Genomic DNA, 13,590 nt, shown 5'->3' on the forward strand with positions numbered 1-13,590 from the left:
CAGGCTTTCTTATGTTAAAAAACAGTGAATGATTCCTGATATTTCAGGGATTGAAATTTTAAAGAATTTGTTTTAACGCAATTATAGATGGGATTTTCTACTTTACCATTTCGATAACAATCTTTTTTGCCTGATTTGAATTACCCCAACTTGCAATTTCATGTAAAACAGGCATCAAACTTTTCCCCGAATCGGATAATGTATATTCTACTCTTTGCGGGCTTTCTTTAAACTCTTTTCTTTCAATTAAACCTAAAGTTTCTAATTCTTTCAATTCATTAGAAAGCACCTTGTTTGAAATGGCAGGCATTAATTGGTTTAGTTTCCCGAACCGCAATGAACTTTCGCCAATACAATTTAATATTATAGGTTTCCATTTTCCACCAAAAATTGACATGGCTCTTGTTACTGGACAATCATAAGGGTTTTCTATATATCTCATACAATTTGTAGTAACCTACGGGTTACCGGTATTTAATTTATTGGTTACAAATATACACTAATGGTTGTAAATTTGTAAAAAACTATAAAAACAAGAAACATGAAAAAGATTGTATTACTTCTAACATTCATTTTATCTGTGGGTAATTTGAATGCACAAACAGCAACAGATGATATCGTTAAAGATTGGGAAAGAGCAAAAGCGTATACTAAAGAGTATTTAGATGCAATGCCTGAAAGTGGGTATTCATTTAAACCAACAAAAGAAATGCGTTCTTTCTCAGGTCAAGTTTTACACTTGAGCGATGCTATATATGGTTTCGTAGGTGCTGCTACTGATGAGAAGCCGCCAGTAGGTTTTGGGGATTTAGAAAAATCAGGCGATGAGAACAAAGCAAGTGTTACCAGCAAAGTAATGGCTGCCTATGATTTTGCCATCAATGCCATTAAAAAATATCCTAATAATAAATTAGGGGAACAGATTAAACTTTTTGGTAAATTTGATATGAATAGAGAACAAGTGTTAAACAAATGTTTTGAACATCAAACTCATCATAGAGCGCAAACAACCGTTTATCTACGATTAGTAGGCGCTACTCCTCCAGCAGAAAAATTATTTTAATTTATTTATAAAATGAAAAAATTAATAATAACATTTTTAGTATGTCTAGTTTTTTGTTGCAATACGTTTGGTCAAAAATCGTTGCGCCATTTTATGCAATCTCCAAATGTAATTAATACCATTCCCTATGGAAATAATCCACAGGCCGGGCATTATGTACAATCAAAAGATGCCAAAATTTATTATGAAGTATATGGAAAAGGACAACCTATCGTTTTATTACATGGTGGATTGTTTGGTTCAACCGTAGAAATGGCAAGAATTATAGATAGCCTTTCAATACGTTTTCAGGTGATTGCAGTTTCTACCCGCGGACATGGGAAATCTGAAATCGGAGTCGAAACGCTGACATTAGAACAAAGAGCGAATGATGTACTGGCAGTAATACGCGAAGTAACTACAGAAAAAGTAATGATTCTTGGATTTAGTGATGGAGGATTTACCGCTTATAAATTCGGCTCGATGTATCCTGATAAAGTAAAGAAAATGATTGTGATCGGCGCAGGCGTTATATATCCCGGATTAAGAGATTTTAATTTTAACTTCAATCAAGCGATGGAAATGGATACGGAGTTTTGGGCACAACAATGCGCCTTAATGCCAGAACCGAATCGATTAGAAGAAGTGTTTAAACAGGTTTCCAATTGCTACAATCAACTTACCGTAGGGGCAGCATTATTAGGTTCTATCCAATGTCCGGTTTTAGTGATGGCAGGTGACCGAGATGAGGGGAACTCCGTACAAAATGTTTTAAATGCCGCATTGTTAATTCCCAATCATCAGTTAGCGATCATCCCTAATGCAGGACATCCTGCTTTTATTGTAAATTTTAACGCCACTTGGGCAAGTATAGCTCCGTTCATAAAAGAAAACTAAATCCGTTGAACATGAAAAAAGCACTTTTATTGAGTATTCTTATTTTACAAATCACGGGAGTATTTGCTCAAAAATTTACTTGGGAGAATAAGGAATTTGAAGCTGTAAATACCAAAGTAGCAATCGTGAACATGGATGGTGTTCAAGTCTTAAAAGTGGAGCGTGACTTAGTTGCTTTCCCTTTTGACGAGAAAAATATTGAGGTCTCAACTGATGGTCCTACATACGTTAAATTAACAGATGTTGCTATAGAGAACGGGACGATTGAAGTTAAAATGTTAAGCCGAATTATGGAAAATTCTCCCTTTCATGCTGCACGGGGATTTATAGGAGTAGCGTATCGAGTAGATCAAGAGAATAAAAATTTTGATGCCATCTATCTTCGTCCAAGTAATGGGAGAGCCGATGATCAATTGAGGCGTAACCATACCGTTCAATATTTTTCCTATCCGGGAAATACGTTTAGCCGATTAAGAAAAGAAGCAAATGGCTTGTATGAAACCTATGCTGACATCGGATTAAACGAATGGATTGATGTGCGTATTGAATTTCAGAATGAAAAGGCTTTTTTATATATCAATAACCAAAAATCGCCTTCGTTTATCGTTACAAAAATGCTTGGGACTTCTAATAAAGGCAGTATTGCACTTTGGGTTGAAATAGGAACAATAGGATATTTTAAAGATTTGAAAGTAACGAAGAAATGATTGATTCTTAAATCCGATGATTTTTCTAAAAATTCTAGAATAAAAAAGCCTGACAACAATGTTAGGCTTTTTTATGTCTAAAAATTTGCACTTTGCTTTTTATATTTTCCACCAATTCGTTGACTCTATTAAAAACGAATAAAATTCCCTGTCACAATTTATAAATGGTTTTTTGAAATCTTCACATATTCATCTCAATCCGTGAATTAGTAAGATCCATTTAATTTTTCTAAGATGAACTAGGGCTATCTGTCGACATTCTATGGGAAACTGCCGATTTCGATTTCAGGACTTAATATATTCCGTACATTTATTTTTAAATTGTACCTGATGAAACCATTTTCAGTTAAAGATATTTCGATTTTTTCAAAAGCTATACTCTTTTTTGGACTGCTTATAGTCCAAAGTATGCCACTATATATGAATATTAGCTTTCCAATAGAATTTTGGATAAAACAAATCTTTATGTATGTTATATGGATTATAGTGTTTTATCTTACCTATAAAATAATTATTCCTACCCTTTTATTTCAAGGGAAGAACGGTTTTTTCCTTGTTGCGATATGCATTTTGACACTATCGGTTCTGTACATTAGTGATTCTTTCAACTCACTCATAAACCTTGATACTATTTTAAATCAGCATTTTAAAATTTCGAAAAAAGACAACATGCATGGTGCTTTAATTTCAAATTTAAGCGAAATCATAATAACCTTGTTAATGGTGGGCGCCAGCACTGTCATAAGCGTTGCCAAAAAACTGCAAGCAGAAACCCAAGTGCGACAAAACCTTGAAAAGGAAAAAGTGACTTCGGAATTATCCTTCCTGAAATCCCAAATCAACCCTCACTTTTTTTTCAATATCCTGAATAGTATTTATGCTTTGGCGGGTACTGAAAACCAACCGGCACGGGAAGCCATATATACGCTGTCACACATGATGCGCTATGTACTTTATGATACCAAAAACAACCTGACAACGCTAAGTAAAGAAATAGGTTTTGTAGAAGATTATCTTAAACTTATGGAACTCAGAATAACGGATAAGGTGCAGGTAATATTTGAAAAGCCTACAAATATCAAGGATGTAGCCATAGCACCAATGTTATTTTTACCTTTTATCGAAAATGCCTATAAACATGGAATTAGCGGTATTTATCCAAGTTATATTTATATCGGAATTGAGCAATCCGAAAAATTACTACAAATTGAAGTCCGGAATTCTATCTTTGAAAATCAAACCCTAAGTAAAGAAGAAAGCAACGGAATCGGTTTAATCAATACCCGCCGAAGACTCGATTTGATTTATCCCAGCAAGTACGAATTAGTCACTAATGAAGATACCCTTCAGATGGAATACTCTGTAATCTTAAAATTACAAATCTCATGATATTAAAATGTATCGCGGTTGATGATGAACCGCTGGCGCTGCAAATTATAGTTTCTTATATAGAACAAACGCCATCCTTATCATTAGTGGGAAAGTTTTCGAATGCCATCGAAGCATTAAAAGCAATCCATGAACAGGATATTGACCTAATTTTTCTTGATATTCGAATGCCTGACATAAATGGAATTGAACTGGCAAAAATTGTCGAACAATACCGTGTAAAAGGGAATTTAAGAATCATATTTACAACGGCTTTTGACCAGTATGCGCTTGATGGTTACAAGGTAGATGCGCTCGATTACCTGCTTAAACCTTTTAGTTTTGTCGATTTCAGTAAATCGGTTGCAAAGGCGCTGGGTTATTTCGAGCTCATCCGAAATCCGGAACAGGAAGTACAAAAATTTAATCCTCCAATTCCCGAAACAGAAATAGCTTATATTTATCTGAAATTTGAATACCAACTCGTTAGAATCGCAGTCGATGATATCATTTATGTAGAAAGCATGAAAGATTATGTAAAAGTATTCCGCCTCAGCGAAGACAAGCCTTTATTGTCATTAACGAGCATGAAATCGCTTGAAGAAAAGCTTCCTGAAAATAAATTTATGCGAATTCACAGGTCTTATATTGTGTCATTGGATAAAATAAAGTCCGCTACAAAAAACTCCGTCCAAATTGACAAAATCACCATTGCTGTCACCGATCAATACAAAGATAATTTTATGAAATTTTTCCAAGACTGGGCTTAAAATTTTGAATTCCTAAAATTCCGTCGACGTTCTCCGCCTCTCTGTCGAATGTGCTGGTATTTGTTCCTGTTAAGATGTTGCTTTGTACCGTAATCCAAACGAATTTGTTTAAAAATTCCAATGGATTCAGAACTTAAAATATCTTAAAAATGAAAAAAATCATCCTCCTTACAGTATTACTTTTTGCTGTTTTTTCTGTAAAATCGCAAACTTTTACCGGAACGAATAGCTTAAAGGGAAAAATTTCTGGTACCGTAATCGATTCGATAACTAAGGCACCGGTGGATTATGCTTCGGTAAGCCTTTACAAAATTAACTCAACTAAACCTGTGACAGGTGTTTTAACTGATGCTGCAGGAAATTTTAAATTGAGTGAAGTTGAAGCCGGGACCTATACCGTTACTATTTCGTTTATTGGCTACAATGACAAAACTATTAAATCAGTAATCACAACGGATGCAAAGTTGGATCTTGAGGTTGGGAAAGTAATTCTAAGTCCTGAAACAAATGCGTTGGCAGAAGTTGTAATCATAGGGAAAACGCAACAAGTGACCAATAAGATTGACAAAATTGTTTACAACGTAGAAAAAGACTTGACAGCAAGCGGTGGCAATGCCACGGACGTATTGCAGAAAGTTCCTATGGTAAATGTAGATATTGACGGGAAAGTATCCATTCGTGGAGACGGAAATGTGCGAGTACTTATCAATGGAAAACCATCGGGGGCAACTTCTGCGAACCTTTCGGATGTTTTGAAAACAATTCCTGCTGACCAAATCAAAAACATCGAAGTGGTTACTTCACCGTCCGCAAAATACGATGCCGAAGGATCCGCCGGAATCATAAACATTATCACCAAGCAGAAAAGTGTTTCCGGAGTAAGTGGCTCCGTAAGTGGCGGTATTGGCACGAGACAAAATAACTTTAATGCCAACATTAATTATAATAAAAATCGTTTCAGCCTTTCGGCAAATGTTGGATTCAACAATGGCTGGCCACAAGAGTCCGCTTCCGAGTCCAATCAAATTTTGAACAACAGTACCGCCAATAGTTTGCAAACGACCAAAGGCACTAATGAAGTGCAACGTAGTGGCGTAGTGGCATCTGTAACTGCTGGATATGACTTTAATACTTTCAACAGTTTAAGCACCACTTTCCGATATAATGACGGAGGATTTAAACGAACTGGCACGAGTGAAAATACGTTTACTGATTATCTGAATCCCTCAAACAGTAGTATTTATACCGGACAAAGCAGTGCAAAAAACTCTTTTGGAGGATTTGACTGGAATCTTAACTATAGCCATAAATTTGCAAAAGAGGGACATGAACTTACCTTTTCATCGCAATGGAGCCATAGTTTAGTCAATACAGATTATCAAAATATGTATTCCAGTTTTTATACCAACCAAAAAGCAAATAATGACGGAACAAATAATGAATACACACTCCAATTGGATTATACCCTACCGGTAACCGAAAAATTTAAACTGGAAGCTGGAGGTAAAACAATCATCAGAAAGATTTCAAGTGATTTTCAAAATTACGTTCCTGATGCACAAAATGCATTTGTTTTTGACCCTATCAGTTCTAATTTATACAATTACGATCAGGATGTTGCGTCCCTTTATACAGTAGGAACGGTAACTTTGCCAAAAGGTTTTACTGTAATGGCAGGTGCTCGTTTTGAAAACACAGCCATCAAAGGTGATCCTACGAATGCGCTGCAAACCGATTTAAGTCCATTCAAAATTGACTACGGGACCTTTATTCCAAGCTTTACATTACAGAAAGCATTGTCACAATCTTCTTCTTTAAAATTGACGTACAGCAAACGTATTTCAAGACCAAGCTTTACGTACCTCAACCCATTTATCAATAAATCAAACATTCAAGCACAAACACAAGGAAATCCAACCCTTGATCCTGAAGTATCACAAACAGTAGAATTTGGGTACTCCACATTTTCGCAAAAGCGTACTCTGAATATTTCGGCGTATTATAAATATACATCAGACTTAATTGAAGGTATTGCAACACCTTTATCAGATGAGACAGGAACAATTACTAATTATCAAAACATTGGGAGCAATAAATCTTTTGGAATGAGTTTTTTCGGTTCTGTAAATCCGTTTAAGATATTGACCTTACGTGGAAACTTTAATGCCTTTACGTACAAACCAGACCCAACCGGGGCATACAACCTGGAACAATCCACTAATGGCACATCGATACAATATTCTGCATTCGTGAGTGGTACACTTCAATTAAAGAACGACATTTCAGCTGAAGCTTTTGTAATCCAAAATTCCTCTAAGAAAACGCTGCAAGGCACCAGTCCTGCTTTTAATTTAATGGTGTTTGGAGTCAAAAAGCAATTATGGAAAAAAACGGCATCATTTGGAGTTAACATGGTGTCACCATTTAAAAAGGATTTGGAATTTAAACAGAATTCAAGTGGACAGGGATTCAGCCAAACCAGTACCTTTAAATTTCCAATCCGCTCCTTTGGAGTTACATTCAGCTATAATTTTGGTTCAATGAAGTTCACCGGAGCCAAAAAGAAAGGGGTTAGTAATGATGACCTTAAAGAAGGAGATCAAAATAATCAGGGAGGCATGCCTGCAATGAAATAAGACAATAATAAGTGGATTAACAATCTGAAAAGGTTTCAAGATGCTATCTTGAAACCTTTTTTTATAGGTAAGATTTTATTAAATATTTAAAGGAAAACTTTCATTACGGAATTAATCGTTCTACCCGAAGCTGTTCAAACAAATAATAAAATGAGTCTTCAGTTCTTTGAAAAACAGTGAAGCCAAGTGCACGACTTTTAGACATATCAGTCATTACTTCTATTGGGCGTCCCAAGTCAAGATCAGTATGCCAAGGAGATGCCAGTCTGCTTAAATCAGACTCTGCAAGAGCATGTTGAACGGCAATATTTTTCCAAACTGGAGCTTCATTTAGCATTTGTTCCTCAAGAGGATGTATTGTACCATCAAAGCCTATTGCCTCAATTTCGAACGATTGCGCTACTTTTTTCCAAAGCCATTTCCAGCGAAAAAAATCTCCATTCACCACGTTGAATGCTTCGTTACGAGCCCCTTCTGTAGTGGAAGCCCATATTAAATGTTCTGCCAATACTCTGGCATCCGTTACGTCTGAAAGTCCATTCCATTGTGCTGCTGAACCCGGCCATTGAAACGGCTTTCCTGTTTCTTTGCAAATGCTGGCATATACCGCGAGCGTGGTGCCAAGATTCATTAAGTTGCCTACCGCTTTCCCTATAACCGTATGCGGGCGGTGAATGCTCCATGTAAAACCATCTCGCGCTGCAGCGGCATAAACTTCATCTTCTTGGGCATAGTAAAAATTCTCTATCTCCAGACGGGGTTGCTCTTCCCTAAGTGGCGTTTCGGGTAAAAATCCTTCTTTGGCGTAAGCCTCAAACGGACCAAGATAATGTTTCAGTCCCGTAACAAGCGCTACGTGTCGCACTGATTTTTTAGAAGATAAGGCCTCCAGAAGATTGCTGACCATCAAGCTGTTTACTCGTATGTTTTCGGCTTCAGAATCCTGGCGCATCCAACTTGTAATGTAAATGTGCGTGGGAGAAATATCTTTTAAAGCTGTTTTTAAATTCTCCAAATCCAAAAGATCTGCAGCAACAGGCTGAAGGTTTTCTATATCTTTTCGTGGGTTTCTGGCTAAACCGAAAGTTGTCCAACCTTTAGCAATAAGTCTTTCTGCAAGATTACTGCCCGTTATTCCGGTTGCTCCAACTACTAACGCTATATTTTCCATAATTCTATTTTAAAATTTTATGAATTACAAAATTCGAAAACATTCCATGGATTATAAAGGACATACCTCACATATAATTTGTGACCTATATCACGTCAATGCAACAAACGACTCAATGTTTCTCTTGAAATACCCAGATAGGATGCTATCAACGTTTTAGGAATGCGGTGAATCAAATCCGGATATAATTGGATAAATTGCGTGTATCGTTCTTCTGAATTCTTGCTCATTAGCGATAGAATACGGTTTTGAAGCGCAATATTACCGGCAGTCATTTTTTGCAAAAAGAAAAATTCCATTTTCTGTAACTCGGCACACAGTTTTTCTCTGTTTTCAAGAGTGATATAATAGGTTTGCGCATCTTCTAAGCAGTCAATATTGAGCGTGGCATTCTGTTTATTATAAAAACCTTGATTATCAGTTATCCACCAATCTTCCATGGCAAATTGCAAAATATGATTCTTCCCTGATTTGTCTACATAAAAAGATTTCAACAGCCCTTTTACTACGAAATGAACATACGGAACGGAATTTCCCTGCTGAACAATGTACTGATGTTTTTTATATTCACCCATCGAAAAATATGAGAGTACCAATCGAAATTCATCATCTGTTAATTGTACTATTTTCTCAATTTGTCTTCTTAAAATTGCTTCCATTACTTCTTTGTTAAAACCGTATAAAAATAATTAAAAAAAAGAAGGCTGACTACAACTATTCGCCAGAAGGTCTTATTAATTTAATTCATTATTGCATATTCATTTAGCATATAGCCTCTTTTTTATTTGAAAAGACGTGTAAAATGGTGTGGTTATTTAAATCCTAACTCACACAAAGCGGAACAGGCGAAAGCAATCTTGGGTTGATTGCTAAACGCAAATCAATATTTGACTGGCAAGACAGAAAAGAATTGGGGAATTAATCGTTCTGTGCGAAGCTGTTCCAAGAAATAAAGGAGTCATTTTGTCTTTTTTTATTTTTTAAATTTCGATATTTACCTTTTAAAATAAATAAATTGATGATACGTAGAAGATTTATTGGCTCTGCAGCTTTATTTGGAGTTGCAGGTATTATGGGCTTTGCAATGCGTCCAAAGAAAAAACCCTTGTTGCACCATGTGTTTTTTTGGTTAAAAAACCCCCAATCAGAAGCTGATAAACAGCAATTGATTTCCGGTTTGAAAACCTTAGCGGCAATTCCAACTATTCGCCAAATTCATGTGGGCGTTTTAGCTTCGACGGAAAAGCGTGAAGTAGTGGACACCTCTTGGAGTGTTTCAGAACTCATGTTTTTTGATGATGAAGCCGGGCAAAAAATATATCAGGACCACCCGCTTCATCAGGATTTTATAAAGAACTGTTCTCATTTATGGGAAAAAGTAGTTGTTTATGATGCGATAGATGTATAAAAGTTAAAGAGGGTTGGGCTGTGCCAATACAAGTGATAACACTACTAAAATAGGGGTTTTAAGATTTATTTCTTGAAACCTTTTTTATGCAGAAATTAGATAAACCCGAAAGACAAAAATTTAGTGCCTCAAAAGACGGCATTAAACAAAACCCTTGTAAACAATCACAGATGAAATGGATCACCAGAGAACGTCCAAAAATTGATCGAATAGCCAGTCCTTGGTTAATAAAAACTTTTGTAGACAAAGAGGCTGAATTTATCTATGTTCCGTTCAGCGAGGTTTTGGATAAAGCAAAAGTACTAGATGCCATTCCATTTGATATTCCTAATGTAGAATTTACACATTACAAAGAGCAAAGCACCTTTGACTACATTGTAAAAAAATATAAAATTAAAGACCCTGCTATTTTAATTATGGCTGATATTGTACGTGGTGCAGACACAGACAGACATGATATTGCAAAAGAGTCAGCAGGACTTTGGGCAATCTCAGCTGGGCTTTCCTATAACATTACGGATGACTATACGTTATTAGAAACAGGTATGGTTATTTATGATGCGCTATACAGCTGGGCAACTCATTTACATAAACAAAATCATTTGCAGAATAGTCCTTTTGAAAATATGTTACATGAAGTGTATAATAAATTTTTAAAAGAGAAAAAAACAAGCAATAAGAAAACACCTGCTTGGGTCAAAGATTTAAAAGCAATTATTCAGGATCAAATAGACAGCCAATTTACTTTTGACTTAAAAAAAATTTCTAATGACTTAGAACTTAACTCTTCTTATTTATCAAGAGAGTTTTCCAAATATTTTGAAGACCTCAACTTTGGAGATTACGTTAGAAAATTACGAATTGAAAAAGCAATTACCCTTATTCAAAATTCAACCTATACCCTTACCGAAATAGCTTATATGACTGGCTTTTCAGATCAAAGTCATTTTACGAGAATATTCAAACAGAGTACAGGGAAAAATCCTTCTTCCTACCGAAAAAATTCTCAAAAAAGTAATCCAGATACAAAAGGTAAATAGCATACTATTTATACAGCTACGGCATCATTAGTTTTGTTTCATAAATAAAAACGATATGATACAAGTTAGATATGCAATTCTTTTTGCTTTGTTGGCATTAAATACCACTGTTTTTTCCCAGACGACTTATCCAAAAATAACGGGGTATTTTGGCGTGGTTCATCCTATAGCAACTTTCAGTGAGGATGAAACTACTTTAAACTTTAGAGATTATTATGCCATTGGATTTCCAGCAGGAATTAATATTTGGAAAAGCTCAAAAATTGGATTCTCTTTTGAAATAGTTCCTACTATAAAAGCAGAAGACGGGACTAGTAAAATGAATAGTTTGTTATTCCATCCTGGCATATTAGTCGCACTAGGAAACGGATACACTTTTGCAGGGAGAGCCGCATTTGAAACTAATGGCAGGTATGGCATAACTCCGGTATTCAACAAAACTGTGATTAAAAATGCCAACAGCAGTTATTATGTTGCCATTCCATTGCCAGTGCGGTTTGGCAATGAGCATCCAGCGACATTTGCTATAGGTTTCCAATTTGGCATCGCTTTTTAAAAACATTTTAAATTATGAAATTGCCATGATTACAAAATCACCTATTCCATTAAAAAACAAATATTATATTCATATGAAAGAGAACCCAATATATACTTTAAAGGAATTAGCGTTTTATTTCCTGAAGCTAGGAACGATAGGTTTTGGTGGTCCAGTAGCATTGGTTGGTTATATGCACCGCGATTTAGTCGAAGATAGAAAATGGATTTCAGAAGAAGAATACAGAGAAGGTCTAGCTTTAGCACAATTAGCCCCTGGTCCATTAGCGGCACAATTAGGCATTTACCTGGGATTTGTACATTATAGCTTTTTAGGCGCAACTTTGATAGGTTTTGCCTTTGTTTTGCCTTCTTTTATTATGGTCGTGTTATTAGGAATAGTATATCAGTTATATGGAGGATTGTCTTGGATACAAGCCGTTTTTTATGGTGTTGGTGCCGCAGTTATAGGGATTATTGTAATGAGTTCTTATAAACTGACGCTGAAGTCTATCGGTAAATTCAATTTAGTGTCTTTCAAAACGAATTGGTTATTGTGGTTGTTTTTTATTGTTGCCATAATTATAACATTAGTAACACAACAAGAACAAGTCTTGTTATTTGTATTTGCCGGGCTTATATATATGTTTGTAAAAGCGCCTCCAAAATGGTTTAATAGTAAAACTGTCAATTCTATTGTTCTATTACAAATCGGCTTTTGGAACTATGAAAATACTACTCTAATGAAAATTGCCATCTTTTTTGCGAAAGCGGGAGCCTTTGTATTTGGAAGTGGATTAGCAATTGTGCCCTTTTTACACGCAGGAGTTGTAATAGAAAATCAATGGTTGACGGAACAACAATTTGTGGATGCAGTGGCGGTTGCCATGATTACTCCCGGGCCAGTTGTTATCACAGTTGGTTTTATTGGCTATTTAGTTGCAGGTTTTCCAGGAGCGTTGGTTGCTGCTTTAGCAACATTTTTACCGTGTTATTTATTTACAATCAGTTTGGCTCCATCCTTTAAAAAAATCGCACAAAATAAATCAATCAAAGCTTTTGTAGATGGTATTACAGCGGCTGTTGTTGGTGCACTGGTTGGTGCTGTTGGTGTAATTGCATCCAGAAGTATTCTAGATATTCCAACAACGCTAATAGCTATTGCAACAATTTTTGCGTTACTTTATATTAAGAAAATTCAAGAACCTTATATTATTGCTGTTGCAGCAGTTTTAGGGATTATTATAAAATTAATGCTATGAACAGAAAAGATTTTTTAAAATCGGGTACATTGTTTGGTGCAGCAGCATTAGTGCTTCCTACTACCAATGCGTTCGCTAAGAATTTAGCGGACAATTCCATTGATAAATTAGTAGATGCAAACGGTAATTACATTCAACAAACATTGCCCTATAGCGAAAGTTTTCTGGAACCTTATATGGATGCCGAAACTTTGCATTTGCATTATACTTTTCATCATGGTGGGGCAGTAAAAGGAGCCAATAAAGATCTGCAAATGATAAAAAAAGCATTGGACGAAAATAATTTGGAAACCATTGATTTTTGGACAAAAAAACTATCCTATCATTTTTCATCACATATTTTACATTCGATATTTTGGACAAACCTTACTAATAAAAGTACATCACCGCAGGGGGATTTACTAAAGCGAATTGAGAAAAATTTTGGAAGTTTTGATAAATTAAAAATTTTAATTGCTGCCACTTCTAAAAATGTAGATGGTAATGGTTGGGGAATTTTGGCATACCAACCTTACAGTGATAGTTTAGTGATTTTGCAATGTGAAAACCACGAAAAACTAACGCAATGGGGAGCTATTCCCTTATTGGTTATTGATGTTTGGGAACACGCTTATTATTTAAAATACAAAAATAAACGAACTGATTTTGTAGAGGCGCTGTTCAATATAATCAATTGGGACAATGTATCATTAAGATTGAATGATGCCTTGAAACTAATGCGGTACTAAGATAAAAGTTAGTTATTAGTCTTGCTA

The 13,590-nt window shown here is 35.6% G+C and carries 14 protein-coding genes; 11 read left to right on the forward strand and 3 right to left on the reverse strand.

The window, feature by feature from the left end:
- Nucleotides 1-97 precede the first annotated feature (97 nt).
- Nucleotides 98-442, reverse strand: coding sequence for a winged helix-turn-helix transcriptional regulator (locus ACM55K_RS01730; RefSeq protein ID WP_416848502.1), 345 nt, complete (start codon nt 440-442; stop codon nt 98-100).
- 99 nt (nt 443-541) lie between these two features.
- On the opposite strand from ACM55K_RS01730, the gene ACM55K_RS01735 reads away from it, so the two are divergent.
- The 6 genes from ACM55K_RS01735 to ACM55K_RS01760 all read left to right on the forward strand — a co-directional run bounded on the left by ACM55K_RS01735 (nt 542) and on the right by ACM55K_RS01760 (nt 7,420).
- Nucleotides 542-1,063 (forward strand): DinB family protein, encoded by a 522-nt coding sequence (locus tag ACM55K_RS01735; protein ID WP_416848503.1) that lies wholly within the window; start codon nt 542-544, stop codon nt 1,061-1,063.
- A gap of 12 nt (nt 1,064-1,075) precedes the next feature.
- On the forward strand, nt 1,076-1,939 hold the full coding sequence (locus ACM55K_RS01740; protein ID WP_416848504.1) for an alpha/beta fold hydrolase: 864 nt from the start codon (nt 1,076-1,078) through the stop codon (nt 1,937-1,939).
- A gap of 11 nt (nt 1,940-1,950) precedes the next feature.
- The gene (locus ACM55K_RS01745; protein WP_416848506.1) at nt 1,951-2,646 is read left to right on the forward strand and encodes a hypothetical protein; all 696 of its coding nucleotides are present in this window, start codon (nt 1,951-1,953) and stop codon (nt 2,644-2,646) included.
- 330 nt (nt 2,647-2,976) lie between these two features.
- Complete coding sequence (locus ACM55K_RS01750) at nt 2,977-4,035, forward strand: sensor histidine kinase (RefSeq protein WP_416848508.1); 1,059 nt, start codon at nt 2,977-2,979, stop codon at nt 4,033-4,035.
- A complete protein-coding gene (locus tag ACM55K_RS01755) occupies nt 4,032-4,784 on the forward strand; it encodes a LytR/AlgR family response regulator transcription factor (protein ID WP_416848509.1) in 753 nt (250 codons plus the stop codon). The genes ACM55K_RS01750 and ACM55K_RS01755 overlap by 4 nt, the downstream gene beginning before the upstream one ends.
- 149 nt (nt 4,785-4,933) lie before the next feature.
- A complete protein-coding gene (locus ACM55K_RS01760) occupies nt 4,934-7,420 on the forward strand; it encodes a TonB-dependent receptor (RefSeq protein ID WP_416848510.1) in 2,487 nt (828 codons plus the stop codon).
- Nucleotides 7,421-7,523: 103 nt separating this feature from the next.
- On the opposite strand, the gene ACM55K_RS01765 is transcribed toward ACM55K_RS01760, so the two are convergent.
- Both ACM55K_RS01765 and ACM55K_RS01770 read right to left on the reverse strand, forming a co-directional pair.
- Entirely contained in the window at nt 7,524-8,591 is a 1,068-nt protein-coding gene (locus ACM55K_RS01765) for an SDR family oxidoreductase (protein ID WP_416848512.1), read from the reverse strand.
- Between the two features lie 95 nt (nt 8,592-8,686).
- Entirely contained in the window at nt 8,687-9,250 is a 564-nt protein-coding gene (locus ACM55K_RS01770) for a Crp/Fnr family transcriptional regulator (protein ID WP_416848514.1), read from the reverse strand.
- A gap of 359 nt (nt 9,251-9,609) precedes the next feature.
- On the opposite strand from ACM55K_RS01770, the gene ACM55K_RS01775 reads away from it, so the two are divergent.
- The 5 genes from ACM55K_RS01775 (at nt 9,610) to ACM55K_RS01795 (ending at nt 13,563) form a co-directional block, all read left to right on the forward strand.
- The gene (locus tag ACM55K_RS01775; RefSeq protein ID WP_416848516.1) at nt 9,610-9,999 is read left to right on the forward strand and encodes a Dabb family protein; all 390 of its coding nucleotides are present in this window, start codon (nt 9,610-9,612) and stop codon (nt 9,997-9,999) included.
- 86 nt (nt 10,000-10,085) lie between these two features.
- Nucleotides 10,086-11,039, forward strand: coding sequence for a chromate resistance protein ChrB domain-containing protein (locus ACM55K_RS01780; RefSeq protein ID WP_416848517.1), 954 nt, complete (start codon nt 10,086-10,088; stop codon nt 11,037-11,039).
- 55 nt (nt 11,040-11,094) lie between these two features.
- Nucleotides 11,095-11,595 carry a hypothetical protein gene (locus ACM55K_RS01785; RefSeq protein ID WP_416848519.1) on the forward strand — a complete coding sequence of 167 codons (501 nt, stop codon included), beginning with the start codon at nt 11,095-11,097 and terminating at the stop codon, nt 11,593-11,595.
- Nucleotides 11,596-11,620: 25 nt separating this feature from the next.
- A complete protein-coding gene (locus ACM55K_RS01790; RefSeq protein WP_416848521.1) occupies nt 11,621-12,835 on the forward strand; it encodes a chromate transporter in 1,215 nt (404 codons plus the stop codon).
- Nucleotides 12,832-13,563 (forward strand): superoxide dismutase, encoded by a 732-nt coding sequence (locus ACM55K_RS01795; protein ID WP_416848523.1) that lies wholly within the window; start codon nt 12,832-12,834, stop codon nt 13,561-13,563. Before ACM55K_RS01790 ends, ACM55K_RS01795 begins: the two co-directional genes overlap by 4 nt.
- Nucleotides 13,564-13,590 lie beyond the last annotated feature (27 nt).

Source organism: Flavobacterium arabinosi (genome assembly GCF_048158725.1).
Lineage (GTDB): Bacteria > Bacteroidota > Bacteroidia > Flavobacteriales > Flavobacteriaceae > Flavobacterium > Flavobacterium arabinosi.